The sequence below is a fragment of the Diaphorobacter sp. C33 genome (assembly GCF_030503915.1).
Classification (GTDB): Bacteria; Pseudomonadota; Gammaproteobacteria; order Burkholderiales; family Burkholderiaceae_C; genus Diaphorobacter; species Diaphorobacter nitroreducens.
Genome location: NZ_CP129980.1, coordinates 1,584,790 through 1,609,693 on the forward strand (window position 1 = coordinate 1,584,790; position 24,904 = coordinate 1,609,693).

The following is a 24,904-nucleotide window of genomic DNA, read 5'->3' on the forward strand; positions in this document are numbered from 1 at the left end:
AAAAAGCCTCAAGGAAGTGAAACGAAGAAAGTGAGCGTGCGATAGAAGGCTTTGACGGCATCCACCAGCATCTGGGGCGTATTCGGTGCCGCGAAGAGCACCATCACCACCAGCGCGCAGACGATGCAGTACTCCACCGTTGCAAAGCCACGGGAAACTGAAAAAACGATGCGTGCGGAGCGTTGCATGTCTGTGCGCCTTGCAGTCAGAACTGCACCAGATTGACCGTGACGATGGTGAGGCGCCGCTCTGCGTCCACCCCCATTGCCACATCGAGTTGCTGCTTGTCACGTCCGTACATCCGTACGATGGCGGGCCCCTGGCTCCCCTTCGCGCTGGCGTTCTGCTCCTGCAGCAACGACCAGCCGCTGGCCGCCAGCTGCGTCTGGTAGTAGCTGGCAATGCTGTCCAGCGCCTCGCGGCTCACCAACATCACCTGCTTGTTGCGCTTGCCGTTATCGATCGACTCGACCACATTGACAGGCGTGGCGCTGCGTGGCGCCGGAATGCCGCTGGCATCGATACGCGGCTCCACGCCCAGCAGCAGCGAGGTAGAAATCGTGCCTTCGGAGCCTCCATCGGAGGCACTACGCACCTTCACCAGGCTGTAATACGGCCCATGCGCACGCGCCACCAGGGTGTCCGGTCCGTGGGCAGTGACGGATGCGGGGGGTTTGGCCGGATCCGGCACCGCATTGACCGCAATGCGCCAATGCGCCATGTAGAACGCCACCACCTCGTCCTTGGAAGCTCGGCTCTGGAACGCCTGCACCTTCATAGGCACGCCGTTGACGCGCATGTCGTCCGACACCCACTGCACCTGAGCCCTCGGCGGCGGCGGCACATCGGGCCAAGGCGTGGCGGTGCGCGTGAACGACTCCTGCGCCAATACGGTCGCACAGGTCATGGTCAGCAGCAGGGCAATCAGTCGGACGAACATGACGGGACTCAGCAGCGCGTGCGCGCCTGGCGGCTGTAAGGTACGGCGTTGTCCGCCTTGTCGCGCACACTGCCCGGGATGTCGTACTCAGGCAGGATGAGCCCCACGTCGGGCGCCTTCTTTTCGAAGGACGGGGACATGAGCATTCCCAACACATCCGCCACCGGCTTGATATAAGAACCCAACACGGTCGGCTTTACCCGAGCGCAAACGCTTTCGCTGCCGTTGTTCGCACCGCTAGCGTTCCAGACCCCAGCGCCCAGCGCCGTCGCACCCGGCATTCCCACATTGACATCGCGCAGCGCGTCGTAATGCGCAATATTGCTGAGAGGCACCGTCACTTCGGCCTTGACGATGCCGCTGGTCGGCAGCTTGAACACGGGCGTCGCCATGGTTTGCTGCAACTTACCGACCAGCCCCGTGGCCAGCGGGCCCGTATCGACCTCGCGGATGCTCACATCCGCATAGCTTTGCAGCAGCGGCTGGTATGCGGCGTCGCTCCACAAGGGCACACGGTTGCCCTTCGCCGAGGCGTCCTGCCCCATCGTGCTATCGCGGTATTTGATCTGCCCGCCATTGCGCTCCACGGACATGAAGAACCGCGCGCGCGTCTCCTCTGCCAGTTGACCCGCGGTCTTGGCGCGGCTGTAGGGATCCCAACTGCGCTCGAAAGCCACATAGCGGCTGGCCTGAATGGCAGAGTGCTTCACATCCGCATACCGCGCAAAATAGAACACACCAAAGAACAGAGGAATGAGCACGAACAGGCTGACGATGAACTCGGTCGTCGCCTGACCGCGCTGTCGGGGTGGAGCGTTGACGATCATGAGAGTGCTTGTCGCATCACGGGTAAAGACATGCCGCGTCAGCCCCTGCCATCGCTGAGGGGAAACGCCTTGGCATCCGCCGGAACCTCGAACACCCCTGGTGCGATGGGCTTGCCGATCTCTACGCGCAGCGGGCGCTCCACCGTCGCCACCCCGTTGGCGATCATGGCCATGTCGTCTATCGGGAATTGCGCGGGAAGCGCTTGTCGCGCGGAGGTACTCATGACCACCAGATCAGCGCCGGTGGATGGGTAAAAATGCAGTGGATCCAGCAGGCAGGCCCGCGCGGGCGCCCCGCCTTCCGCCACATTCCAGCGGCACCGGTGGCCGGTTCCAGGTATATCCACCAATTCACCCATAGGCTCTGCAGATCCACGGCTGCGTGGCGCGCAGATGTCTTCCGCCTGTTCGCGGATACCGGTGCCCTCATCCAGGTCATACGCCACATCGATCTGCTTGCAACGGGTTGGCTGCAGCCGAATGTTGCGAATTCGCTTGGCGACAGGCCTGCAACTCTCGCCTTCGTTCGGACCCCATACTTCGGTTTTCAGCAAACTGCTGTTCACAACCTTTGCATAGCGATCGCCGTCAAAGTACTCCTCGATCACTTCCGTTTCGAGCTTCATCAACTCATCGTCCGACAGGGCCTCCGCCTGCGGGTCGTACGGCTTGCCTAATACCCGCGCCAGCTCTGCCTTGGTCTCCTGGCAGCGCGCCAAGGTGTTGCGCATCATCTTCAGATAGGCGGCAGGGTCCTCAGGCCGGCGCTCTCGCACGATGGTGATGGTTTGAGATTTGATGCCACCACCAGCCGTTTGGGCTGCCGAATCATTTGGCGAACACGCCGGCAGAACCAACAAGGCCGCCAAGACCGTGCCACCAATCGCGCACAGGCGGTGCCCAGAAAAACTCGTCATCATTGGGCAAACACCTCAAGCGCCGGATTGAGCCCGGCAGCGCCGTACACCAGCAAGCGCGTGGCCTGAGAAGGAGCCGACAAACGGACCTGCCAATAAGGGTTGTAGAGACTGGCGTACTCCTGAAAACTATCCGCACGAAATAGTCCGCTGCCCGTAATATCCAGGTTGTTGCGTACAGGCCGAGCGAAGAAAATGCGCGCCTCCGCCAGCGAAATCATCTGATCCTTGGCGAATCCCGCTTTCAGGTCGGGCGAGCCCAGCGGCCCCGCCATGGCACGGGATTCAAACCCCAGGCTCTCGTTGGTACGGATGTCCCCCTTGTACTTGGCCGCGGCAATAGCATAGGTAAAGTCTTCGCTACGCGGCTTGCCCTTGTTGTCACGTTCCACGTCGTAGAGCGATTTGATACCCGTCCATCCGCTATTTTTGTTGGTCGCCTTCCAGGCGAGCGCTCCTGCTCCGCCATCCGTGTTGATACGGGTACCATTAGTCTGGCCGCGCTGATCGGCCACCGAACGCCCCCACCCGATCGGCTCCGCCATGGTGCCTTTACCCCAGCTACACCCCCGGGGACCAATCTTCTGTTTGAACTCGAGAGTGTCCTGCGCTTCCCAACGATCAAAATTCACCAGACGGGTGGGTCCCTGCTTCTCAGAGCCAATCTTGAATGTAAACGGCACACACATAGAGCTATTACCGAACAATACATTCAGAAAAAATATTTCACTGCCCGGTCGGTTGGTCGAAAATTCGTCCCTGGAAGCCAGAATCAAGTCTCGCGCATACTTGCGGTCATTTCCCGTGTAATAACGAGTGGCGCGCTGCCACTCAAACTCATTACGAGCCATCAAAGTAGTGGTTTGGATGAGATGCGCGGCGGTATCCCTACGCCCTCCTTGGGTCGCAACATTCGCCTGCAACACAGCTGCTGACGCAGAACGCGCCGCCTGCGCCATTACCGGCGGCATGAATGCAGGGCGAATAACGCCTGTGTACCAGACCGCAAAGAGCCCTTCCCAGGAGCGAATCACTGAAGGCACCACCCCATTGAGAACTTTCTGCTGCACGACGACTATTTTGTTGAGCGCCTGCATCGTGACCGCCAACGCTTTGAACGCTGCACCAACATAAGGAATGCCACTCAATGCATTGAAAATAGTCTGGTAGTTGGACGTGGCGCGCTCAAAATAGTCTGTCCAGGACTGAAGGCTGACCATCTGCGCGATCAGCACCTCGTTGGCCACCACCGACCGATTGGTATAGGCAATAAGGTTCAAGGCCCGCGCCTCAACCAGCGCGCCCGAATAGGCCGCAGCATCCGCTGCATTCACTACTTTTTGCTTTTCGCTAGTAGCTTGGCCAACGCTATACACGCCCGCAAACACCACCGCCAATGTGGCAGCGAAGGCCAAAAACCAGACCAGCACCTGCCCTCGCTGCCCAGCACATGCCACGCGCGGCGGAATTGACCGCAGCGTACCGATATTCGGCATATCCGCCCTCCCTCGCAACATTGCACACAGCCCTGAGGGCCACAGTGCGCAGGGTGCAATCCCTACGCTGTTATTTCAGTTTGACCAGTTCCACCCGCCGGTTCTTGGCGCGGCCTTCTTCCGACCGGTTATCGGCAACCGGCACTTCGCTGCCAAAGCCCTTTGCCTGCAGGCGCTTGGCATCAATGCCGCTCGCCACCAGTGCCTTCACTACGCTCTGAGCCCTAGCCTGCGAAAGCGTTTTATTTGTCACCGCGTTCCCCACGTTGTCGGTATGCCCCTCAATCGACAGCCGCAGCACGCTATCAGCCTTGAGCAAGGCCACCACTTCTTCCATGGCAGGCTTGGCCTCAGGCTTTACGTCCGATTTGTTGTTATCAAAGTTGATGTAGAGAGTCGCAAAGCCCTGCTTGTGGATGGCATCTGCCAATTGCCCTGCTTTCACCACCTGCTGCAGAGGCTTGGCCTCGATATAGGTCAGTTGGTAGCCACTGTCGTATGCGTTGGACAGCACGATCCATACCTTTGCACCTTGTCGATCGATCAGAAAGACATTGGTCGTGTCATGCGTTGATGTATAGGTCAGGCGCCTGCCGCCCATTTCACGGATGGCATTTTCATAGTTCCGAAACACGGCAAGTGTCCCTGCCGGCTTTTCCGTCGAATAGCGCTGCACCGTGACTTTACCCTCGGCAACAAGCTTTCCTTCGTCGTTAAACCCAGGGTCGCCACTGGTGCACCGCTTACCAGGCTGGCAATAGAAAAGGTCGCCTTCCGTGTAACTACCAAATTCAACCACTTTGGGGGGCTGTGCCTTGTATCCAGGCATACCGGAAAGGAGTGAATGGGTTTGCGCCCACGCGGGTGTCAATCCAACAAAAAGCAAAACAGACGCCAACCACTTCGCGCAACAAATACTTTTTGTTATTCCACCAATTACCCGCACTTCAAAACCTTTCACACACCCAAAATCATCATCACCATTAAAACGGGACCCTGCTCGGTAGCCACTGGGCTACCAAGCAGATCACCGATATCAGCGACCCTTGGCTGCAGAATCTTGGAAATTCTCCAGAGTGTGCTTGGAAGAACCACGCGAACCAGCACCCTCTGCCTGCGTCTTCGCCAGATTGGCAGCACTTGAACCATCCTTACCGCCCAGCTCAGCGGCCATGGCACCCGTCTGCCCCTTTACCACATTACCAAAAGCGCTATAAACACCGATAGCAGCAATGGCGATTAGCGCCACGATGATGATGTATTCAGTCATTCCCTGACCACGTACTTTGCGAAGCGACTGGTTCGTAGAAAAAAGCATATATCCCTCCTCAGAAGTAAAAATAAAACCACATGCTGGGCTGAACCCCGCGTGCGAAGCGCATCTTATGGACTCCTACCCCTGATGAATGTGACAAAACTAGCACGCTTACTTTGATTACATTATGTTTCAAACCCACATTGGACAAATGTAATTTTTTGCGTACAAGTAGAGCAATAGTTTTCAAAGAGTTTCTATTTAACTTATATGTAAATTAATGATTCTCAAACTTCCATAGCGAGAGTAGATCCTTCCCCTCTTGGGGTCGCTTGTGGTTCACCGTTGTTTCATCCCAAGCGTTTTCTTAGAAAGAAAGCCATTTTTCACCACACGCTACATAAATCTGCAGTGGGGCATCGTCCGACCACCACTCTTAGCGTCGCACTATCCTGTGGGGCGGGGTTATGCGCCGGATTGGCCTTGTCCGAGCCCCGGGCTGCGGCGCCTATCGCTATCGCCGCCGCCGTCGTTCTCTTGACGGTGCTCAGGCAGCAAATTTCTTTCCTGCATGAGTTGCGCGCTTTTTCTGTGTTTGCCTGCTCCTTTCTGATCGGAGCATTGTTTTGGGTGGGGCTTGGGATTTATCGACCACCCGCTAACGATCTCGGCGACACACTGCTGGTGTGCGGCGTGCTGGTGGCTTTTCACACCGCTCTCTATTGCGTTTGCTTTGCAACTCTGCGCGCAGGCTGCCGTGCTCTGCAAAAGCGGGGTATGTTGGCACTGGCAGCGTGCACGGGCTTAGGCTGGACCTCTGCCGAAGTGATACGCACCATGGGGTTCTGGGCGCTACCCTGGGGACTACTGGGTTACAGCCAGGTGGACAACGCCATATTGCGCGGCCTGTATCCCATAGCGGGTAGCACTGGCGTCGCGCTTGCCATATGGGCGATTGCAGCTGCTTGCCTCCAATCTATTCAGCGCTTTCGCCAGAGCGGCCGTCTCTTCAAACTCACCACCGCATGGGTTCTGGCCTGCATAGCCGGCTGGTCATTGCAGCATGTGGCTTGGACTCGCGCCATGGAGCACCCTATCGCTGTCAGGCTCGTGCATACCCACTGGTCAGAAGACACAAAATACAACCCAACAGAACAATTGGAAGCAATGGCCGCGCTGTATGCCGCGGCACAGAATCCAGAGGCCAATATCGTCGTATTTCCAGAGTTATTTTTGGTACAGCGGCCAGGAGTGCTGCCGGCAAACTACCGCCGCGCCGTAGTAGAAGCCGCACGCATTTCGCGTGTATCGCTCCTGTTTGGGATGCCGGGGTTTGCGTTTCAAACCGTTATGCCCGGTACAGAGGGAGGTGCACAGCAGAACACTTTGATTCACATCGACGGTGCAGGAACCGCCGAGACCTATGTCAAGGAGTTACTTCTGCCATTCACCGAATACTTGCCCGACACACCAGCCCTGAGTTGGGCTTATCCATATCTGTATCGATATCCTCTAGCCGATTTTCTACCTGGAGCATCGGTACAACCCCCGTTGATCGCTGCGGGCGTGCCACTTGGACCGACGATTTGCAGCGAACTCGCCTACCCTGGCAAAGCCGCCCGTCAAGCGATAGATGCGAGTCTTCTGGTCAACGTGTCGAGTGATTCGTGGATTGCGTCCAGTTTTTACGTGGCGCAAGCGCTGACAATTGCGCGCGTGCGCGCGGCCGAAGCACAAAAACCGCTAGTACGTGCAAACAACGTAGGGTTTAGCGCATTTATTGATGCGAATGGACAGATTCTCAGTAGCCTGATTGGACATGCCGGGAGTGGAACCATGGACATTCAGCCACGTAGCGGAGCGACGCCCTATGTCCGCATAGCTGCTTGGCTGTCGCAATAAATTCTGAAAACACAGAAAAAAAGCCGCTGCAAATAATTTTGCAGCGGCTTTTTTGATATTGGCGGAGTGGACGGGACTCGAACCCGCGACCCCCGGCGTGACAGGCCGGTATTCTAACCGACTGAACTACCACTCCGCGTCGGTGTGACTTTTGCCCTGTTGCTAATGCAACCGAGCCAAGTGCCACAAAACTTGGCGACCCTACGGGGATTCGAACCCCGGTACTCACCGTGAAAGGGTGATGTCCTAGGCCTCTAGACGATAGGGTCAAAACCTAGAAACTTGCAAACCAACAAATCTTGGTGGAGGTAAGCGGGATCGAACCGCTGACCTCTTGCATGCCATGCAAGCGCTCTCCCAGCTGAGCTATACCCCCAAGATGGCGGAGTGGACGGGACTCGAACCCGCGACCCCCGGCGTGACAGGCCGGTATTCTAACCGACTGAACTACCACTCCGCGTCGGTAGCTGCTTGCATTCTTGCGAATCAAGTGCAGCCAAACTTGGCGACCCTACGGGGATTCGAACCCCGGTACTCACCGTGAAAGGGTGATGTCCTAGGCCTCTAGACGATAGGGTCAAAACCTAAGAACTTCCGTTCAAATCATCAGGTGGTGGAGGTAAGCGGGATCGAACCGCTGACCTCTTGCATGCCATGCAAGCGCTCTCCCAGCTGAGCTATACCCCCTTTGACTTCGACATTTAATTTCTTAACTGTCGTCATCACCTGAGCCTTGAATTATAGACAGGTTTTTAGCGACTTTTCAATCGCGCGAGGATTTTTTCGCGACCCAGCAGTTCGAGCACGGCATCCACCGACGGCGTATGCGCGGTACCCATGGTCAGCACCCGCACGGGCATAGCGAGTTGCGGCATCTTCAAACCCAGCTGCTTGAGGACATCCTTGATCGCAGCGTTGATCGCATCCTTGTTCCACGCCACGGTTTCCATGGCGGCGGCAAAGGCGTCGAGCGCCGGTGCGGCGGTCTCAGTCACGTGCTTCGCGAAGTCGTCTGCATCGGGCTCGATGGCGTCCACATAGAACACGCGCGCCCAGCGTGCCAGGTCCACCAGCGTTTCGCAGCGGTCTTTGAACAGCGCGCAGATGCGCGGCAAGCGGTCATCAGCATCCAACTGCGCCTCTGGAACACCCGCCTGCACGACGAAGGGCCGGACGAGTGCTGCCAACTGCGCATCTTCCATGGCCTTGAGATGCTGTGCGTTCACCCAGCGCAGCTTGGCCTCGTCGAACTGGCCGGCGCTGCGGCCCAGGTGATCCAGGTTGAACCACTCCAGGAATTGCGCGCGGCTGAAGATCTCGTCATCGCCATGGCTCCAGCCCAATCGGGCCAGGTAGTTGACCATGGCGTCGGGCAGATAGCCCTCGTCGCGGTACTGCGTCACGGCCTTGGCACCGTTGCGCTTGCTCATCTTCTCACCCTGCTCGTTGAGCACGGTGGGCAGGTGGGCAAACACGGGCACAGTGGCGCCCAGGGCCTCGAAGATGTGGATCTGGCGCGGTGTGTTGTTCACATGGTCGTCGCCGCGAATCACGTGGGTGATGCGCATGTCCATGTCGTCCACGCAAACGCAGAAGTTGTAGGTGGGCGTGCCGTCCGGGCGCGCGATGACCAGGTCGTCCAGCTCGCTGTTCTGGAACTCGATGCGCCCCTTGCACTTGTCGTCCCAGCCGACCACGCCGTCCTGGGGCGTCTTGAAGCGCAGCACAGGCTTCACGCCTTCCGGCACGGGCGGCAGCACCTTGCCGGGCTCGGGGCGCCAAGTGCCGTCATAGCGGGGCTTTTCCTTCGCGGCCATCTGGCGCTCACGCAAGGCGTCGAGCTCTTCCACGCTCATGTAGCAAGGATAGACATGGCCCGCAGCCTGCAGTTGGGCCAGGACTTCCTTGTAGCGCTCCATGCGCTGCATCTGGTAGTACGGGCCCTCGTCATGGTCGAGCTGCAGCCAGGACATGCCCTCCAGGATGACGTCGACCGAGGCCTGAGTGGAACGCTCCAGATCAGTGTCCTCAATGCGCAGGATGAACACACCGTCGTTGGCACGCGCGAAGGCCCAGGGATAGAGCGCGGAGCGGATGTTGCCCAGGTGGATGAAGCCCGTGGGCGACGGGGCGAAACGGGTGCGTACTTGTTGTTGTGTCATGGCAGGGTGTCCAGGCCTCGGCAAAGGTCTGTCTTCAGATCGTCGATATGTTCCAGGCCTACGGAGACGCGGATCAGCCCCTGGCCGATGCCGGCCGCCTGGCGTTGCTCTTCCGTGAGGCGCCCGTGCGAGGTGCTGGCCGGATGGGTGATGGTGGTCTTCACGTCGCCCAAGTTGGCGGTGATGGAGCACACGCGCGTGCTGTCGATGACGTGGAAGGCATTCGCGCGCAGCTGCGCCGCGCCTTGCCCCACCACGTCGAACGCTAGCACCGGGCCGCCCATGCCGCCCTGCTGGCGCATGGCCAATGCATGCTGCGGATGACTAGCCAGGCCCGAATAGTGCACGCGCGCCACCTTGGGATGTGTGGCCAGCCAGGTCGCCAGTTCCAAAGCCGCAGCGCTTTGCGCGCGCACGCGCAGCGACAGCGTCTCCAGCCCCTTGAGCACGACCCATGCGTTGAACGGCGACAGGTTCAGCCCGGCGCTGCGCATGAAAGTGCCCATGACCTTGTCCACCAGCGCAGTGGTGCCGCACACGGCGCCCGCCATCACGCGGCCCTGGCCGTCCAGCAGTTTGGTGCCCGAGTAGACCACCAGGTCAGCGCCCAATTGCGCCGGGCGCTGCAGCGCGGGCGAGCAGAAGCTGTTGTCCACCGCCAACAGCAGGCCGCGCGCATGCGCGATCTGCGCCAGTGCGGCGATGTCACACAGGTCGCCCAGCGGGTTGGTCGGTGTCTCGGCAAACAGCAAGCGGGTGTTCGGGCGGATGGCCGTCTCCCACGACTGCAGGTCGGTCTGCGAGACAAAGGTCGTCTCTACGCCGAAGCGCGCCATCTCCGACCCGAGCAGCTTGAGCGTGGAGCCGAACATGGACTGCGAGGCCACCACGTGGTCGCCGCTCTTGAGCACGGTGAGCGCCATCAGCAGGATGGCCGACATGCCGGTGCTGGTGGCCACCGCGCATTCCGTGCCCTCCATGGCCGCCAGGCGGCGCTCGAAACTGCTGACCGTGGGGTTGGCGGTGCGGGTGTAGGTGTAGCCCGGCTCTTCGTTGGCGAAGCGGCGTGCGGCGCTTTCGCAGTCGCTCTGCACGAAGCTGCTGGTCATGTACAGCGCCTCGCTGTGCTCGCCCCACTGGCTGCGCGCGACGGCCTCGCGAACGGCGAGGGTCTCAGGGCGCAGCCCCTCGGGCAGGGGTTGATCGGTCACGGTGGCGGTCCTTGTTCTAAAAAATAGGAGCTGATAGCGCTTGCTGTACCTGGACTTCAGCCATTTTTTACACTGAAACCCAGTACAAACAAGCGCAAGGCGCTCATCTTTTTGATGAGCGCGAGTGTACTCACGCCTCCTGGGCGTTGGGCAGGGACAGCCGGGAGGTGTCTTCCTGCTCCTCTTCACCACCCCGGTTGCGGCCCTCGTTGAGCGCCGTCACTTCCTCGTCGGAGATGTCGCCGGTGATGTACACGCCGTCGAAGCACGAGGCCTCGAACCCCTCCACCTTGCGGTTGATCTTGCCCACGGCCTGCTTCATGGCCTCGACGTCTTGGTAAATCAGTGCGTCGGCGCCGATCAGCTGGCGGATCTCCTCCACCGTGCGGCCGTGCGCGACCAGCTCGGAGCGCGTGGGCATGTCGATGCCATAGACATTGGGGTGGCGCACCGGCGGCGCGGCAGAAGCCAGGTAGACCTTCACCGCGCCGGCGTCGCGCGCCATCTGCACGATCTCCTTCGAGGTGGTGCCACGCACGATGGAGTCGTCTACCAGCAGCACCTTGCGGCCCTTGAACTCGCTGCCGATAGCGTTGAGCTTCTGGCGCACCGACTTCTTGCGCACGCCCTGCCCCGGCATGATGAAGGTGCGGCCCACGTAGCGGTTCTTGACGAAGCCCTCGCGGTACGGAATGCCCAGCAGCTGCGCGAGCTGCATGGCGCTGGGGCGGCTGGATTCGGGGATGGGGATGATGGCGTCGATCTCGCTGGGAGGCACGGTGGAGATCACGCGCTTGGCCAGCGTCTCGCCCATGTTCAGTCGCGCCTGGTAGACCGAGATGCCGTCCATCACCGAGTCGGGACGCGCCAAATACACGTACTCGAACACGCAGGGGTTGAGGTGCGGGTTCTCGGCGCACTGCTGGGTTTCCACGCGGCCGTCGGCGTGCACGAACACGGCCTCGCCGGGCGCGACGTCACGGTCCAGCACCTGGGTCGTGCCCTCCAGCGCCACGGATTCGCTCGCCAGCATCACGGTGCCGTCCGCGCCGCGGCCCATGCACAGCGGGCGGATGCCAAACGGGTCGCGGAACGCCAGCAGGCCGTAGCCGGCGATCAGCGCGATCACGGCGTAGGAGCCCTTGACGCGCTTGTGCACCGCGCGCACGGCCTTGAACACGTCCTCGGACTGCAGCGGCGCGCCGCTGGTGGCGCGCGCCAACTCATGCGCCAGCACGTTGAGCAGCACTTCGGAGTCGCTCTCGGTGTTGGTGTGGCGGTGGTCGGTGTCGGCCAGTTCGCCGCGCAGCTGCTTGGCGTTGGTGAGGTTGCCGTTGTGCACCATCACGATGCCGAACGGCGCGTTCACGTAGAACGGCTGGGCCTCCTCCTCGCTGGAGGCATTGCCCGCGGTGGGATAGCGCACCTGCCCCAGGCCGATGGTGCCGGGCAGTGCGCGCATGTTGCGCGTGCGAAACACGTCGCGCACCATGCCCTTGGCCTTGTGCATGAAGAACTTGCGCCCTTGCTGCGTGACGATGCCCGCGGCGTCCTGTCCCCGGTGCTGCAGCAGCAGCAAGGCGTCATAGATCAGCTGATTCACGGGGGCCGTGCTGACCACGCCGACAATTCCACACATAGTTTCGTTCCAGTTTTGGCGGCGGGGTTTCCCGCCGATCACACACATCACTCACCGCGGCCGAGCCGCCAGGCCCGCTAGGAAGGCAGATGGCGGCCCAGTTCATCCGGCAGCGCGGGCCTCAACCCCTTGAGCGCCCCTTGCAACAGGGGGGCGGCCTGCGATTCCTTCCACCACGGCGCATCCTGCATCGGCGTCCAGCCGGCCACCAGCACCACGGCCAGCAGCAGCACCAGGCCGCGCAGCACGCCAAACAGTGCCCCTAGCGCCCTGTCCGCGGGCCGCAGGCCCACCGCCTCGACCAGTTTCTTGAGCAGCCACGCCACCAGCCCACACGCAAACACCGCACCGACGAACACCACCGCGAAGCCCGCCACATGGCGCCAGGTGGCATCCGCCTGTCCCATGGGCAGCAGCGCGCCCATATCGTCCGCAAACCATTGCGCGACAAAGAACGCCACCACCCAGCCGGCCAGCGACAGCAACTCGAACACCAGCCCGCGCCATGCACCGATCAGCAGCGACGCGCACAGCACCACCAGGAAGATCCAGTCCAGCGCCGCCATGCGCAACCTTTGAAACGCCGTCCCGGGCCGCCAGCCGGCCTACAACGCCAACACCGACGCGGACAGCCCCGCGCCCTTGACGCGGCCGGCCGCCTTGTCGGCCTCTGCCCGGCTGGTGAACGGACCCACTCGCACGCGAGTGCGCTTGCCATCCTTGGTGTCCACCACCTGGGTATAGGTCTTGAGGCCGGAGCGCTCCAACCGATCGCGCACCTCGCGCGCCTTGTCGGCGTCCGCGAAGGCGCCTACCTGCACGATGAAGCGGCCCTGCTCCTCGCGCGCAGCGGCGGGCGCGGCGCTGGGTTGCGGGTTGCGGCCTTCGAGCAGTGCGCGGGCGCGCGCAGCATCGTCCTGGCGCGCAGGCTTGGGATCGGGCCGGGGTTCTGGTTTGGATTCCGGTTTGGCCTCTGCCTTGGGCGCGGGCTTGGGCTCCGGTTTGGGCTCGGGCTTGGATTCCGCCGGGGTTTCCGCCTTAGCCGGCACTTTGGGTTCCACGCGCGCAGCGGGCTGCGAGGCCGCTGGCGCACTGCGTGGGCGGGACGCCACCACTTCCTCGCCCGCATCCAGGCCGGAAGTCGCCGGCTCCGCGGCGCGGGGTGTGTTGGCCTCTTGCTGCGGCACCACCAGCGGAGCCACCTTGTGGCGATCGGGAATGTCCATCGCCACATTCACCGGGACCGGCCGCGGCTGGGTGTCGAACAGCAGGGGGAAGCCCACCACGCCCACCAGCACCAGCACTGCCGCGCCCAGCAGGCGGTGGCGCGCGCGTCGGCGCATTTCCTCGATGCTCTCGGCCTGCGGAGTGCGTGAGCGCTTGGCGGGTTTGTTGGTGTCGCCCGACGGCTCCTGCCGGCCAGGCCAACGAAACTTGAAAAATGCCATGGAGTGCGGACTCGTTATGCGCCCAGATGCTTGGCCTGCAGGCGCGGCACCCCATGCTGGAGCACGCCACCCACCGTGTAGAACGAGCCAAAGACCACAATTCTATCAGCGGGGTCCGCGGCCTCCACGGCCGCGCGCAGCGCCTCCTCGGGGTTGGCGTGCAGGCTGGTGGCGACCTCACGGCGCCCTCCGGCCACCATCTGCAGCGCATTCCATTTCTGCTGCAGGCTGGCGGCCGTCTCGGCGCGCGGCGTGGGCAGGTCGGTGAAATACCAGCGGTCGATCACCGGCCCCACCTTGGCCAGCATGGGCGCCAGATCCTTGTCGGCCATGGCGCCAAACACCGCGTGCGTGGTCGGGAAGTAGCCCATGGCGTCCAGATTGGCCGTGAGCGCCGCCACCGAGTGCGGGTTGTGTGCCACGTCCAGCACCAGCGTGGGCTGGCCCGGCACGATCTGGAAGCGCCCGGGCAGTTCCACCAGCGCCAGACCGGCGCGCACCGCCTGCGCGGTGATGGGCAGGCGTTCGCGCACTGCCTCCAGCGCAGCGAGTGCGCCCGAGGCATTGACCAGTTGGTTGGCGCCCCGCAGCGCCGGATACGCCAGGCCCGCATAGCGGCGCCCGCGCCCGGCCCACGCCCACTGCTGCTTGTCGCCCGAGAAGTTGAAGTCCTGCCCGAAGCGCCACAGGTCGGCGCCGATCTCGCGCGCATGGTCGATCACGCTCTGCGGCGGCATGGGGTCGCTCACCACCACGGGGCGGCCGGTGCGCATGATGCCGGCCTTCTCGCGGCCGATGGTTTCGCGGTCAGGCCCGAGGAACTCCACATGGTCGATGTCCACGCTGGTGATCACCGCGCAGTCGGCGTCGATGATGTTGGTGGCATCCAGCCGCCCGCCCAGCCCCACCTCCAGGATGGCCACGTCCAGCAGCGACAGGCTCATGTGCCGCAGGACGGCGAGCGTGGTGAATTCGAAGTAGGTCAGCGTGACCTCGTTGCCGTTCTGCGTGCGCGCCCGCTCCACCGCCTCGAAGCTGGCCACCAATGACGCGGCATCGACGATCTCGCCATGGATGCGGCAACGCTCCTCAAAATGCACCAGATGGGGCGATGTATAGACCCCCGTACGGTAGCCGGCCTGCAGGGCCACGGCCTCCAGCATGGCGCAGGTCGAGCCCTTGCCGTTGGTGCCCGCCACGGTGATCACGGGGCAGTTGAAGCGCAGCCCCAGGCGGCGCGCCACCTCGCCCACGCGCTCCAGGCCCATGTCGATGTTCTTGGGGTGCAGCTGCTCGCAGTGGCGAAGCCAGCCTTCCAGTGTCTGCGGAGGAATGTGCATAGCCCACGAATTGTCGCCGAGCCGGGCTTGCGCGATGATCCCGGGCCATGAGTACCCCCACGATCATCGTCTACGGCATTCCCAACTGCGACACCGTCAAGAAGGCCCGCGCCTGGCTGCAGGAGCGAGGCTTGGCCTATGAGTTCCACGACTTCAAGAAGCAAGGCGTGCCCGCCGAGCGCCTGCCCGCGTGGATGGCCGCCGTGGGCTGGGAGAAGCTGCTCAACCGCCAGGGCACGACCTGGCGCAAGCTGGACACGGCCGTGCAGGCCGGCGTGACGGACGCCCGCAGCGCGGCCGCGCTGATGTGCGAGCAGCCCTCGGTCATCAAGCGGCCCGTGGTCGAGTGGCAGGGCGGCCCCGCGGGTGACGTGACGGTGGGCTTCAGCCCCGAGGCATGGAACGCACGCGCGGCCGGCCACTCCAAGGCATGAGGCAACACATCTTTACGCAGATTTACGGGTCGGCGCGGGTGTGTTGACGCGCCGGGCTGAAACTTCCCGCAGGTTCGGCGCGTTGTAGGCCGACCGAAAGGAGCTTTTTGCCCATGAACAAGATTTTTGTCCTCGCGGCCCTCGCCACGGCCGCGCTGGCCGCCCAGGCGCAGGAACAGGGCCGCGTGCTGTCGGCCACGCCCATCACCGAGCAGATCGCGATTCCGCAGCAGGTCTGCGGCAACGAGACCATCTACAGCGGCGCCCGCCCCACCTCCGGCGCGGGCGCGGTGCTGGGCGCGATTGCCGGCGGCGCCGCGGGCAACGCCATCGGCGGCGGCAGCGGCCGCGCCGCGGCCACGGCCCTGGGGGTGATTGGGGGCGCGGTGCTGGGCAACCAGATCGAGGGCGGCCGCCCCGGCTACCAGAACGTGCAGCGCTGCACGACCGAAACCTACTACGACAACCAGATTGTCGGCTACGACGTGGTCTACGAATACGCCGGCCGGCACTACAACACGCGCACACAGACCGACCCAGGCGCGTGGATTCCACTCACCGTGCAGCCGGCGGTGCCGGGAGTGTCGCGCGCTCCCGCCACATACCCGCCCACCTACGCCCCCACCTACTCTCCTACCTATTCCGGCGGCTATGCGCAGCCGGGCGTGGTGGTGTCCACCCAGCCGGGCCCGCCGGCCTACATCGTGGAGCCGCCCGTCACCGTGATCGAATACCGCGACAACTATGGCCATCCCTACCGCGCGCCCCGCTACCACGACCGTTACTGGCGCTGAGCAGAGCGCCTCGGCCTGGCGGCCAGCACGCAGACGGCACATGCCAAAGGGCTCTTCGGAGCCCTTTTTCGTTGCTGCGGGGCAAACGCCGCCCCGCGCCCGCACGGGGCGCGCCGGCACGCGCAGGCTCTAGAATTGATGGTTTGTCCCATCCTCTGCGTCCCCATCCATGACCACCGAAAAAATCGACGGTGTTTCCGTCACCACCCAGGCCAATGTGTACTTTGACGGCAAGTGCGTGAGCCACAACCTCACGTACCCCGATGGCACGAAGAAGTCGGTGGGTGTGGTGCTGCCGGCCACGTTGACCTTCGGCACGGGCGCACCCGAGATCATGGAATGCGTGGGCGGATCCTGCGAATACCAGCTGGACGGCACCGACGCCTGGGTCAAGGTGGGCGCGGGCGAGAAGTTCAGCGTGCCGGGCAATTCCAAATTCAACATCCGAGTGACCGAGGCCTTCCACTACATCTGCCACTACGGCTGAGCATGTTTTAGGCCTCTAGCGCTTACTAGGCAAGCGCGGGCAGCTATCAATTTTCAAGAGAATCCCATGGCAACCATCCTGCAACACCTCCCCGTCGGCCAGAAGGTCGGCATCGCCTTCTCGGGCGGCCTCGACACCAGCGCCGCGCTGCGCTGGATGAAGAACAAGGGCGCCCTGCCCTACGCCTACACCGCCAACCTGGGCCAGCCTGACGAAGCCGACTACGACGAGATTCCCCGCAAGGCCATGGAATACGGCGCCGAGAAGGCCCGCCTGATCGACTGCCGCACACAGCTGGCGCACGAGGGCATTGCCGCCATCCAGGCCGGAGCGTTCCACATCAGCACCGGTGGCATCACCTATTTCAACACCACGCCGCTGGGCCGCGCCGTGACCGGCACCATGCTGGTGGCCGCGATGAAGGAGGACGACGTCCACATCTGGGGCGACGGCTCCACCTTCAAGGGCAACGACATCGAGCGCTTCTACCGCTACGGCCTGCTCACCAACCCCGCGCTGAAGATCTACAAGCCCTGGCTGGACCAGAAGTTCATCGACGAGCTGGGCGGGCGCGCCGAGATGTCGGCCTTCATGACCAAGGAAGGCTTCGGCTACAAGATGAGCGCCGAAAAGGCGTACAGCACCGACAGCAACATGCTGGGCGCCACGCACGAGGCGAAGGACCTGGAGTTCCTCAGCAGCGGCATCCGCATCGTCAACCCCATCATGGGCGTGGCGTTCTGGAAGCCCGAAGTCGACGTGCCGGCCGAAGAAGTGTCGGTCACCTTCGACGAGGGGCAACCCGTGGCCGTGAACGGCAAGGAGATCGCCGACCCTGTGGAGCTGTTCCTGGAATTGAACCGCATCGGCGGCCGCCACGGCTTAGGGATGAGCGACCAGATCGAGAACCGCATCATCGAAGCCAAGAGCCGCGGCATCTACGAAGCCCCCGGCATGGCGCTGCTGCACATCGCCTACGAGCGCCTGGTCACCGGCATCCACAACGAAGACACCATCGAGCAGTACCGCCTGAACGGCCTGAAGCTCGGACGCCTGCTGTACCAGGGCCGCTGGTTCGACCCGCAGGCCATCATGCTGCGCGAGACCGCCCAGCGCTGGGTGGCGCGCGCCGTGACCGGCACCGTGACGCTCGAGCTGCGCCGCGGCAACGACTACTCCATCCTGAACACCGAGTCGCCCAACCTGACCTACGCGCCCGAGCGCCTGTCGATGGAAAAGGTGGAAGACGCGCCGTTCAGCCCACTGGACCGCATCGGCCAGTTGACCATGCGCAACCTGGACATCTCCGACACGCGCGGCAAGCTGGGCGTGTATGCACGCGCCGGCCTGCTGTCGCTGGGCGGCAATGCCGCGCTGGCGCAGCTGGAAGACGGCGGCGCGAAGAAAAAATAAGCATCAAACAGGCCTCTAGCGCTTGATGGACGTGCGCTAGCAGCTATAAAAACAGAAGCAACCACCCGGCAGGCCTGCCGGGTGGTTTTTTTATGCGCCGTTCAAAGAGCGCTGCGCGGTCCACTGCTCCCACCCCTGTGCGCGCAGTTCGCAGGCGGGGCAGCCGCCGCAGCCGTGGCCCCAGGCGTGCAGGTCGCCGCGCTGGCCCAGGTAGCAGGTGTGTGACTCGCACCGGATCAGTTCGACCAGGGCGTCGCCGCCCAGCCGCTGCGCCAGGGCCCAGGTGTCGGCCTTGCTGCGCCACATCAGCGGAGTTTCCAGCGTCAGCGGGCGGTCCACGCCCAGACTCAGCGCCACCTGCAGCGCCTTCAGCGTGCTGTCGCGGCAGTCGGGGTAGCCGGAATAGTCGGTCTCGGACATGCCGCCCACCAGCACATCCAGCCCGCGCCGATAGGCCAGCGCCGCCGCCAGGGTGAAGAACAGCAGGTTGCGCCCGGGCACGAAGGTGTTGGGCAAACCGTCCGCCTGCATGGCGATGGCCACGTCTTCGGTCATGGCGCTGCCGCCCAGCTGCGCGAGCACGTCCACCGTCAGCATGTGGTCCGGCCCCAACTGTCCCGGCCACGGCAGGGCGCGCACCCCGTCGATCAGCCGCTGCCGGCAGTCCAGCTCGACGCGGTGGCGCTGCCCGTAGTCAAAGCCCAGGGTTTCCACATGCCCATAGCGCGCCAGCGCCCAGGCCAGGCAGGTCGCGGAGTCCTGCCCGCCCGACAGCAGCACCAGCGCGCGCCGCTGCGGCAGGCGGCTCATGGCGCGGTCGCGAGCGGGGCCGCGCCCTCGCGCATGCTGCGCACGATGGCGGCCAGCGCCACGCCGTAGGCCGGCACGAAGAACAGCAGGCTCACGGCCAGCTTGATGACATAGTCCACCACGGCGATTTCGCCCCAGTGGGCGGCCATGAACGCGTCGGGGCTGCGCCAGAAGGCGATGGAGAAGAACGCCGCCGTATCCAGCGCCTGGCCGAACACCGACGCCGCTGCAGGCGCCAGCCACCACGAGCGGCTGCTCTGGCGGATACGGTCGAACACCTGGATGTCCAGCAGTTGCCCCAGCACGTAGGCGGCAAAGCTGGCAAAGGCGATGCGGAACACGAAGGTGTTGAAGTCACCCAGCGCCGCCCAGCCATTGAAGCGGCCTTCGTGGAACAGCACACCCACCACATACGACGCCACCAGCGCCGGCAGCATGGCGCGGGTGATGACGCGGCGCGCCTCGGCCTTGCCGATGAGCCGCACCGTCAGGTCGGTGGCCAGAAAGATGAACGGGAAGCTGAACGCCCCCCAGGTGCTGTGAAAGCCCAGCAAATTGATGGGCAGTTGCACCAGGTAGTTGCTGGCGATGACGATGGCGATATGGAACGCCACCAGGAGGGAGAGGTACAACGGCACGCGCGATGGTGCCTTCAGCGAGGTCATGGCAGTCCTTTTTGGATGGGACCTCTGCAATACCTGTAGGGATCAGCACGCTGCGAATCGGTATGGGACGCGAAGCGCAAACCACAGCGGTGGCAGGGCCACCCCGAGGATTTGCATCGACGCAGGCCACCGAGCCTACAGAGGCGTGCGGCACTACAAGTGTTGCGGAGGTTCCTGGATGGGGGCGAGGGAACCCATGGTGGCAACAGAGCCGGGGCGCGATTGTAGGCACATTTGCGCATCCCACCCGCGCACAGGGTTGCGCCGCGTATTTTTTTCAAGGCACCCCGTCACACAATGCATGCGCCGCACGTCTTAGGGGCATGAACGCGACAACCTCACTCGCCATGGACCAGCACCTCGCCGCCTTTCAGCAGCACCGCCCACGCCTGGCGGGCGTGGCCTATCGCATGCTGGGCAGCCGCACCGATGCCGAGGACGTGCTGCAGGACGCCTGGCTGCGTTGGCAGGCGACGGCCCTGGAGCGCGTGCAGACGGCCGAGGCCTGGCTGATCACCACCGTCACCCGGCTGTGCGTGGACCGGCTGCGCGCCGCGCGCATCGAACGCACAGCCTATGACGGCCCCTGGCTGCCGGAACCGTGGATCGCCGGCGACAGCGCCCCGGCCGCCGATGCACGCGCCGAACTGGCCAGCGACCTGTCCGTCGCGCTGCTCGTGGTGCTGGAGCGCCTCACGCCCGACGAGCGCGCCGCCTTCCTGCTGCACGACGTGTTCGACAGCGACTACCCCGAGGTGGCGAGCGTGCTGGGCAAGAGCGAGGCCGCCTGCCGCCAGCTGGTGCACCGCGCGCGCGCCCAGGTGCGCCAGCGCAGGGCGCGCTTCACGGCCACACCCGAGGCGTCGCGTGCGCTGGTGGAACGCTTCGTGCAGGCCATGCGCACGCAGGACCATGCGGCGCTGCTGGCGCTGTTCGCCGAGGATGCGCAGTGGACCGCCGACGGCGGCGGCAAGGTGCGCGCCGCCGCCAAGCTGCTGCACGGGCCGCGTGCGATCGCACGCCTGGCCGCGTCGGTGTGGCGCCTCTACCTGAGCCACCAGACCATGGAGGCGGTGGACGTCAACGGCGGCCCCGGGCTGCTGCTGCGTGACGCGGGCGGCGTGCGCGCCGTCATGGCCTTCGAGACCGACGGCGTACACATCCACGCGGTGTATTCCGTCCTCAACCCCGACAAGCTGCGCGGCCTGTAGGCCTGCGCGCTTCGCCCGGCACCGTCTGCGCGGCGGCGCCGCGTTCACCCCTTTTTTCTCACCCCCCTGCAAGGAGCCTTCCATGTCCTCAGCCCCCCGCATCAACCTCCCTCGCCACGCCGCAAGCTATGCCGCCATGTACGGCCTACAAAAGCACGTCGATGCGGGGCAACTACCCGTGCAGTTGCACGAGCTGGTGAAGATGCGCGCCTCGCAAATCAATGGCTGCGCGTTCTGCATCGACATGCACGCCCGCGAGGCGCGCGAGCATGGCGAAAGCGACCGGCGGCTGCACCTGCTCAGCGCCTGGCGCGAGAGCGGCGTGTTCGATGCGCGCGAATGTGCCGCACTGGCCTGGACCGAGGCCCTCACGCGCCTGGAGCAGTCGCAGGTGCCCGACGCCGTGTACGACGAGGTGCGCGCGCAGTTCAGCGAAGCGGAGATCGTGGAGCTGTCGATGGTCATCGTCACGATCAATGGCTGGAACCGGCTCAATGTAGCGTTCCGCACCCCGCCCGGGCGCTACACGCCGGCGTGAACTGGCGCCGCAGACGGCAACCTTGACCCAGGTCATGCACGCGCGACGGAGGCGGCCGCCCTGCCCGCCAGGCATGGCGGCGGCGGCGCACAATGACCGCAAGCCCTGGCCAGGCTGGGGCACTGCAAGGAAAGGAAGCTGCCATGACGTCATCCCCGGCCTCCGCGCTGCCCTCGTCGCCCGCACCCGCGGGCGGCTCCACACTCACCCAACGTGCCGGCCTGTGGGTGGCCATCGCCGTGCTGCTGCTCATCGCCTTCATGCCCGCGCTGCCGGGCCTGCCGCAGGCCGGGCAGATGATGCTGGCCGTCCTCGCGTTCGCGGTGATCCTGTGGATGACCGAGGCGCTGGACTATGCGGTGAGCGCCGTCGTCATCGGCGCGCTGATGATCGTCCTGCTGGCCATCAGCCCCGTGCCAGGCAAGGAGGCGGCAGGCGCCATGATGGGCACGCGCGCCGCGCTGCCCTATGCCCTGGGGGGCTTCAGCAACAGCGCCGCGGTGCTGGTGGCGGCGGCGTGCTTCATCGCCGCGGCCATGACGGCCACGCAGTTGGACAAGCGCATCGCGCTGCAGGTGCTCTCGTACGTGCCCGCGCGCGCCAACCACGTGGCGATGGGCGCGATCCTGGTGGGCTTTCTGCTGTCGTTCATCGTTCCCAGCGCCACGGCGCGCGTGGCCTGCCTGATGCCGATCATGCTGGGCTTCCTGTCGGCCTTCGGGGCGGAGCGGCGCAGCAAGTTCGCGGCGCTGGTGGTGATCACCGCCGCGCAGACCGCCAGCGTGTGGAACATCGGCATCAAGACCGCCGCCGCGCAGAACATGGTGGCCATCGGCTTCATCGAGAAGCAGTTCGGCCAGACCATCACCTGGGGCCAGTGGTTCGTGGCCGGGGCGCCGTACTCCGTCGTGCTGACCATCGCGCTGTACTTCGTCATGACGCGCATGCTCAGGCCCGAGATGGACCACATCGCCGGCGGGCGCGAGGCCATCCATCGCCAACTGGCCGAGCTGGGCCCCATGACCGCCAACCAGTGGAAGCTGCTGGGCATCACGCTGGTGCTGCTGGGCTTCTGGGCGACCGAGGGTGTGCTGCACGACGTGGACACCACCACCTCCACCATCGTGGCCATCGCACTGATGCTGCTGCCGCGCCTGGGCGTGATGGGCTGGAAGGAGTCGCAAAGGGGCTTCCCCTGGGGTACGGTGCTGCTGTTCGCCGTGGGCATCGCCATGGGTGCAGCCCTGCTCAAGACCGAGGCCGCGCCCTGGCTGGCACGCCTGATCGTGGACAGCCTCGGCCTGGCCAACGCCACGGCATTCGCCATCTTCATGCTGCTGGCGCTGTTCCTGATCGTGATCCACCTGGGCTTTGCCAGCGCCACGGGCCTGGCCTCGACCATGATTCCGATCATCATCAGCGTGATGCAGGCGGTGCAGACGCCGGGCATCAACCCCATCGGCATGACCATGCTGCTGCAGTTCGTGGTCAGCATCGGCTTCATCCTGCCGGTGAACTCGCCCCAGGGCATGCTGGCCTACGGCACCGACACCTTCGACATCAAGGACTATGTGCGCACGGGCCTGGTGCTCACCGCCGTGGCCATCGCGCTGCTGGTGGTGTTTGCGCTGACCTACTGGCCCTGGATGGGCTACATGACCCTGCCGGCGCACTGAGGCCCCTTCGCCGGTCGGTGGGCCATGCGAATCCAGGCATTTTTGGCCTGTAGCCCTTTACTGATAAGCGGTAGCAGCTATCAAAAGGTTAGCAGCTACCGGCTGCTAGACCACCACCGGCTCCGGCTCCAGCCGGATGCCGAAGCGCTCGTACACGCTGGTCTGGATGGCGCGCGCCAGCGTCATCACCTCGCCGCCGGTCACGCTGTCGTCGGGCGTGCCGCGGTTGACCAGCACCAGCGCCTGCTTGTCGTACACGCCGGCCTTGCCCACCGTCTTGCCCTTCCAACCGCAGGCGTCGATGAGCCAGCCCGCCGCCAGCTTGATGGTGCCGTCGGGCATGGGGTAGTGCACGATCTTCGGGTCGCGCGCGATGATGTCCTGGCACTGCTCGGGCGTGACCGTGGGGTTCTTGAAGAAGCTGCCGGCGTTGCCGATCACGGCCGGGTCGGGCAGCTTGGCACGGCGGATCTCGCACACCCAGTCAAAGATCTGCTGCGCCGTGGGCCGCTCCACGCCCGCCTCCTGGCGCTTGCGCTCCAGGTCCAGGTAGCCCAGCTCAGGCGCCCAGTCCTTGCGCAGCAGAAAGCGCACATGCGTGATGACCGCGCGCCCGGCCAGCCCCATGCCACGGTGCAGCCCCCCGCCCTCGTGGGGCGCCTGGGGCGCGGCATGCTTGAACACCGAGTCGCGGTAGCCGAAGGCGCACTGGGCTGCGTCCAGCGTGAAGGGGCGGCCCGTGGCCAGGTCGATGGCCACCAGGGAATGAAAGCGGTCCTGCAGTTCCACGCCGTAGGCGCCGATGTTCTGCACGGGCGCTGCGCCCACGGTGCCGGGAATCAGCGCCAGGTTCTCCAGGCCGGGGTAGCCCTGGGCCAGCGTCCAGGCCACGGCCTCGTGCCAGACCTCGCCCGCGCCGGCCTCCACGATCCAGGCCTTGTCGGTCTCTTCCAGCAGGCGCAGGCCCTTGATCTCCATCTTCAGCACGAGGGGCTTGACGTCGCCGGTCAGCACGATGTTGCTGCCGCCCCCCAGCACGAACACCGGCTGGCGCTCCAAGCGGTGGTCGCCCAGCAGGTCGTGCACGTCCTTGGCCGAGCGCACGCGCACCAGGGTGTGCGCACGCGCGGCGATGCCGAAGGTGTTGTAAGTCTGCAGGGGAACATTTTTCTCGACTAACATCGACCGGATTGTCGCACCCGCCCCCAGGCGGGCGCGGGTTTGTACCGAGTTAGCCGCGAGTGATGCCATGCCTTCTTTTGATACCGTCTGTGAAGCCAACTTCGTCGAAGTGAAAAACGCCGTGGAGAACACCGCCAAGGAGATCGGCACGCGCTTCGACTTCAAGGGCACCTCTGCCGCCGTCGAGCTGAAAGACAAGGAAATCACGCTGTTCGGCGACGCCGACTTCCAGCTGCAGCAAGTCGAGGACATCCTGCGCAACAAGCTCACCAAGCGCAACGTGGACGTGCGCTTCCTGGACGTGCAAAAGCCCCAGAAGATCGGCGGCGACAAGCTCAAGCAGGTGGTGAAGGTCAAGAACGGCATTGACAGCGAGCAGGCCAAGAAGATCCAGCGTCTGATCAAGGACAGCAAGCTCAAGCTGCAGGCGGCCATCCAGGAAGACAAGGTGCGCGTCACCGGCGCCAAGCGCGACGACCTGCAGGCCGCCATGGCGCTGATCCGCAAGGACATCGCCGACCTGCCGCTGACGTTCGACAACTTCCGCGACTGATGAC

General features: G+C 64.0%; 25 protein-coding genes and 6 tRNA genes. 9 read left to right on the top strand and 22 right to left on the bottom strand.

Annotation, left to right across the window (positions count from 1 at the left end; translation table 11 throughout):
• Positions 1-8 precede the first annotated feature (8 nt).
• The 7 genes from QY917_RS07500 to QY917_RS07530 all read right to left on the bottom strand — a co-directional run bounded on the left by QY917_RS07500 (position 9) and on the right by QY917_RS07530 (position 5,498).
• The gene (locus tag QY917_RS07500; protein ID WP_148061001.1) at positions 9-188 is read right to left on the bottom strand and encodes a hypothetical protein; all 180 of its coding nucleotides are present in this window, start codon (positions 186-188) and stop codon (positions 9-11) included.
• Between the two features lie 17 nt (positions 189-205).
• Positions 206-940 (bottom strand): hypothetical protein, encoded by a 735-nt coding sequence (locus QY917_RS07505; RefSeq protein WP_123675623.1) that lies wholly within the window; start codon positions 938-940, stop codon positions 206-208.
• 8 nt (positions 941-948) lie between these two features.
• Positions 949-1,767 (bottom strand): TadE family protein, encoded by an 819-nt coding sequence (locus tag QY917_RS07510; protein ID WP_088886472.1) that lies wholly within the window; start codon positions 1,765-1,767, stop codon positions 949-951.
• Positions 1,768-1,805: 38 nt separating this feature from the next.
• Positions 1,806-2,687: a hypothetical protein gene (locus QY917_RS07515; protein ID WP_123675622.1), complete on the bottom strand. Its 882-nt coding sequence runs from the start codon at positions 2,685-2,687 to the stop codon at positions 1,806-1,808.
• The gene (locus QY917_RS07520) at positions 2,684-4,180 is read right to left on the bottom strand and encodes a pilus assembly protein TadG-related protein (RefSeq protein ID WP_162844537.1); all 1,497 of its coding nucleotides are present in this window, start codon (positions 4,178-4,180) and stop codon (positions 2,684-2,686) included. Before QY917_RS07520 ends, QY917_RS07515 begins: the two co-directional genes overlap by 4 nt.
• Positions 4,181-4,250: 70 nt before the next feature.
• Complete coding sequence (locus QY917_RS07525) at positions 4,251-5,141, bottom strand: OmpA family protein (protein ID WP_148060999.1); 891 nt, start codon at positions 5,139-5,141, stop codon at positions 4,251-4,253.
• 75 nt (positions 5,142-5,216) lie between these two features.
• Positions 5,217-5,498, bottom strand: a complete 282-nt coding sequence (locus tag QY917_RS07530; protein ID WP_088886468.1) for a hypothetical protein — start codon at positions 5,496-5,498, stop codon at positions 5,217-5,219.
• Between the two features lie 420 nt (positions 5,499-5,918).
• Between QY917_RS07530 and lnt the strand changes: the two genes are divergently transcribed.
• Positions 5,919-7,337: an apolipoprotein N-acyltransferase gene (gene lnt, locus QY917_RS07535; protein ID WP_162844536.1), complete on the top strand. Its 1,419-nt coding sequence runs from the start codon at positions 5,919-5,921 to the stop codon at positions 7,335-7,337.
• A 59-nt stretch (positions 7,338-7,396) separates the two neighbouring features.
• Here the strand turns inward: lnt and QY917_RS07540 are convergent.
• From QY917_RS07540 to folC, 12 genes are all read right to left on the bottom strand, one after another.
• Positions 7,397-7,473, bottom strand: a tRNA-Asp gene (locus QY917_RS07540).
• A 57-nt stretch (positions 7,474-7,530) separates the two neighbouring features.
• Positions 7,531-7,606: transfer RNA gene (locus QY917_RS07545), tRNA-Glu, on the bottom strand.
• 31 nt (positions 7,607-7,637) lie between these two features.
• Positions 7,638-7,713, bottom strand: a tRNA-Ala gene (locus QY917_RS07550).
• Positions 7,714-7,717: 4 nt separating this feature from the next.
• A tRNA-Asp gene (locus QY917_RS07555) sits at positions 7,718-7,794 on the bottom strand.
• A 46-nt stretch (positions 7,795-7,840) separates the two neighbouring features.
• A tRNA-Glu gene (locus QY917_RS07560) sits at positions 7,841-7,916 on the bottom strand.
• Between the two features lie 32 nt (positions 7,917-7,948).
• Positions 7,949-8,024, bottom strand: a tRNA-Ala gene (locus QY917_RS07565).
• 65 nt (positions 8,025-8,089) lie between these two features.
• On the bottom strand, positions 8,090-9,499 hold the full coding sequence (gene gltX, locus QY917_RS07570) for a glutamate--tRNA ligase (RefSeq protein ID WP_088886466.1): 1,410 nt from the start codon (positions 9,497-9,499) through the stop codon (positions 8,090-8,092).
• Positions 9,496-10,710: an O-succinylhomoserine sulfhydrylase gene (locus QY917_RS07575; RefSeq protein WP_123675620.1), complete on the bottom strand. Its 1,215-nt coding sequence runs from the start codon at positions 10,708-10,710 to the stop codon at positions 9,496-9,498. The genes gltX and QY917_RS07575 overlap by 4 nt, the downstream gene beginning before the upstream one ends.
• Before the next feature lie 130 nt (positions 10,711-10,840).
• Positions 10,841-12,349 carry an amidophosphoribosyltransferase gene (gene purF / locus QY917_RS07580; RefSeq protein ID WP_123675619.1) on the bottom strand — a complete coding sequence of 503 codons (1,509 nt, stop codon included), beginning with the start codon at positions 12,347-12,349 and terminating at the stop codon, positions 10,841-10,843.
• A gap of 77 nt (positions 12,350-12,426) precedes the next feature.
• Entirely contained in the window at positions 12,427-12,915 is a 489-nt protein-coding gene (locus QY917_RS07585; RefSeq protein WP_123675618.1) for a CvpA family protein, read from the bottom strand.
• A gap of 39 nt (positions 12,916-12,954) precedes the next feature.
• Entirely contained in the window at positions 12,955-13,797 is an 843-nt protein-coding gene (locus QY917_RS07590) for an SPOR domain-containing protein (protein WP_015913661.1), read from the bottom strand.
• 14 nt (positions 13,798-13,811) lie between these two features.
• Entirely contained in the window at positions 13,812-15,137 is a 1,326-nt protein-coding gene (folC, locus tag QY917_RS07595; protein WP_123675617.1) for a bifunctional tetrahydrofolate synthase/dihydrofolate synthase, read from the bottom strand.
• 47 nt (positions 15,138-15,184) lie between these two features.
• On the opposite strand from folC, the gene QY917_RS07600 reads away from it, so the two are divergent.
• From QY917_RS07600 to argG, 4 genes are all read left to right on the top strand, one after another.
• On the top strand, positions 15,185-15,571 hold the full coding sequence (locus tag QY917_RS07600) for an ArsC family reductase (protein ID WP_123675616.1): 387 nt from the start codon (positions 15,185-15,187) through the stop codon (positions 15,569-15,571).
• Positions 15,572-15,684: 113 nt separating this feature from the next.
• Positions 15,685-16,365 (top strand): glycine zipper 2TM domain-containing protein, encoded by a 681-nt coding sequence (locus QY917_RS07605; RefSeq protein WP_123675615.1) that lies wholly within the window; start codon positions 15,685-15,687, stop codon positions 16,363-16,365.
• A gap of 169 nt (positions 16,366-16,534) precedes the next feature.
• The gene (locus QY917_RS07610; RefSeq protein ID WP_011805898.1) at positions 16,535-16,852 is read left to right on the top strand and encodes a pyrimidine/purine nucleoside phosphorylase; all 318 of its coding nucleotides are present in this window, start codon (positions 16,535-16,537) and stop codon (positions 16,850-16,852) included.
• A 66-nt stretch (positions 16,853-16,918) separates the two neighbouring features.
• The gene (argG, locus tag QY917_RS07615) at positions 16,919-18,265 is read left to right on the top strand and encodes an argininosuccinate synthase (RefSeq protein WP_011805899.1); all 1,347 of its coding nucleotides are present in this window, start codon (positions 16,919-16,921) and stop codon (positions 18,263-18,265) included.
• Positions 18,266-18,355: 90 nt separating this feature from the next.
• Here argG and queC read toward each other — a convergent pair whose 3' ends face one another.
• Together queC and QY917_RS07625 are read right to left on the bottom strand one after the other, a co-directional pair.
• Entirely contained in the window at positions 18,356-19,075 is a 720-nt protein-coding gene (gene queC, locus QY917_RS07620) for a 7-cyano-7-deazaguanine synthase QueC (protein ID WP_088886460.1), read from the bottom strand.
• Positions 19,072-19,740 (bottom strand): 7-cyano-7-deazaguanine/7-aminomethyl-7-deazaguanine transporter, encoded by a 669-nt coding sequence (locus QY917_RS07625; protein ID WP_015913664.1) that lies wholly within the window; start codon positions 19,738-19,740, stop codon positions 19,072-19,074. Before QY917_RS07625 ends, queC begins: the two co-directional genes overlap by 4 nt.
• Before the next feature lie 347 nt (positions 19,741-20,087).
• On the opposite strand from QY917_RS07625, the gene QY917_RS07630 reads away from it, so the two are divergent.
• From QY917_RS07630 to QY917_RS07640, 3 genes are all read left to right on the top strand, one after another.
• Complete coding sequence (locus QY917_RS07630; RefSeq protein WP_302079216.1) at positions 20,088-20,951, top strand: RNA polymerase sigma-70 factor; 864 nt, start codon at positions 20,088-20,090, stop codon at positions 20,949-20,951.
• An 82-nt stretch (positions 20,952-21,033) separates the two neighbouring features.
• Positions 21,034-21,489, top strand: coding sequence for a carboxymuconolactone decarboxylase family protein (locus QY917_RS07635; protein ID WP_123675613.1), 456 nt, complete (start codon positions 21,034-21,036; stop codon positions 21,487-21,489).
• Positions 21,490-21,632: 143 nt separating this feature from the next.
• Positions 21,633-23,165 carry a DASS family sodium-coupled anion symporter gene (locus QY917_RS07640; protein ID WP_123675612.1) on the top strand — a complete coding sequence of 511 codons (1,533 nt, stop codon included), beginning with the start codon at positions 21,633-21,635 and terminating at the stop codon, positions 23,163-23,165.
• Positions 23,166-23,270: 105 nt separating this feature from the next.
• Here the strand turns inward: QY917_RS07640 and murB are convergent, their stop codons facing one another.
• Positions 23,271-24,347, bottom strand: coding sequence for a UDP-N-acetylmuramate dehydrogenase (gene murB / locus QY917_RS07645; RefSeq protein ID WP_015913668.1), 1,077 nt, complete (start codon positions 24,345-24,347; stop codon positions 23,271-23,273).
• A 67-nt stretch (positions 24,348-24,414) separates the two neighbouring features.
• Between murB and QY917_RS07650 the strand changes: the two genes are divergently transcribed.
• On the top strand, positions 24,415-24,900 hold the full coding sequence (locus tag QY917_RS07650) for a YajQ family cyclic di-GMP-binding protein (protein ID WP_015913669.1): 486 nt from the start codon (positions 24,415-24,417) through the stop codon (positions 24,898-24,900).
• The last annotated feature ends 4 nt before the right edge of the window (positions 24,901-24,904 follow it).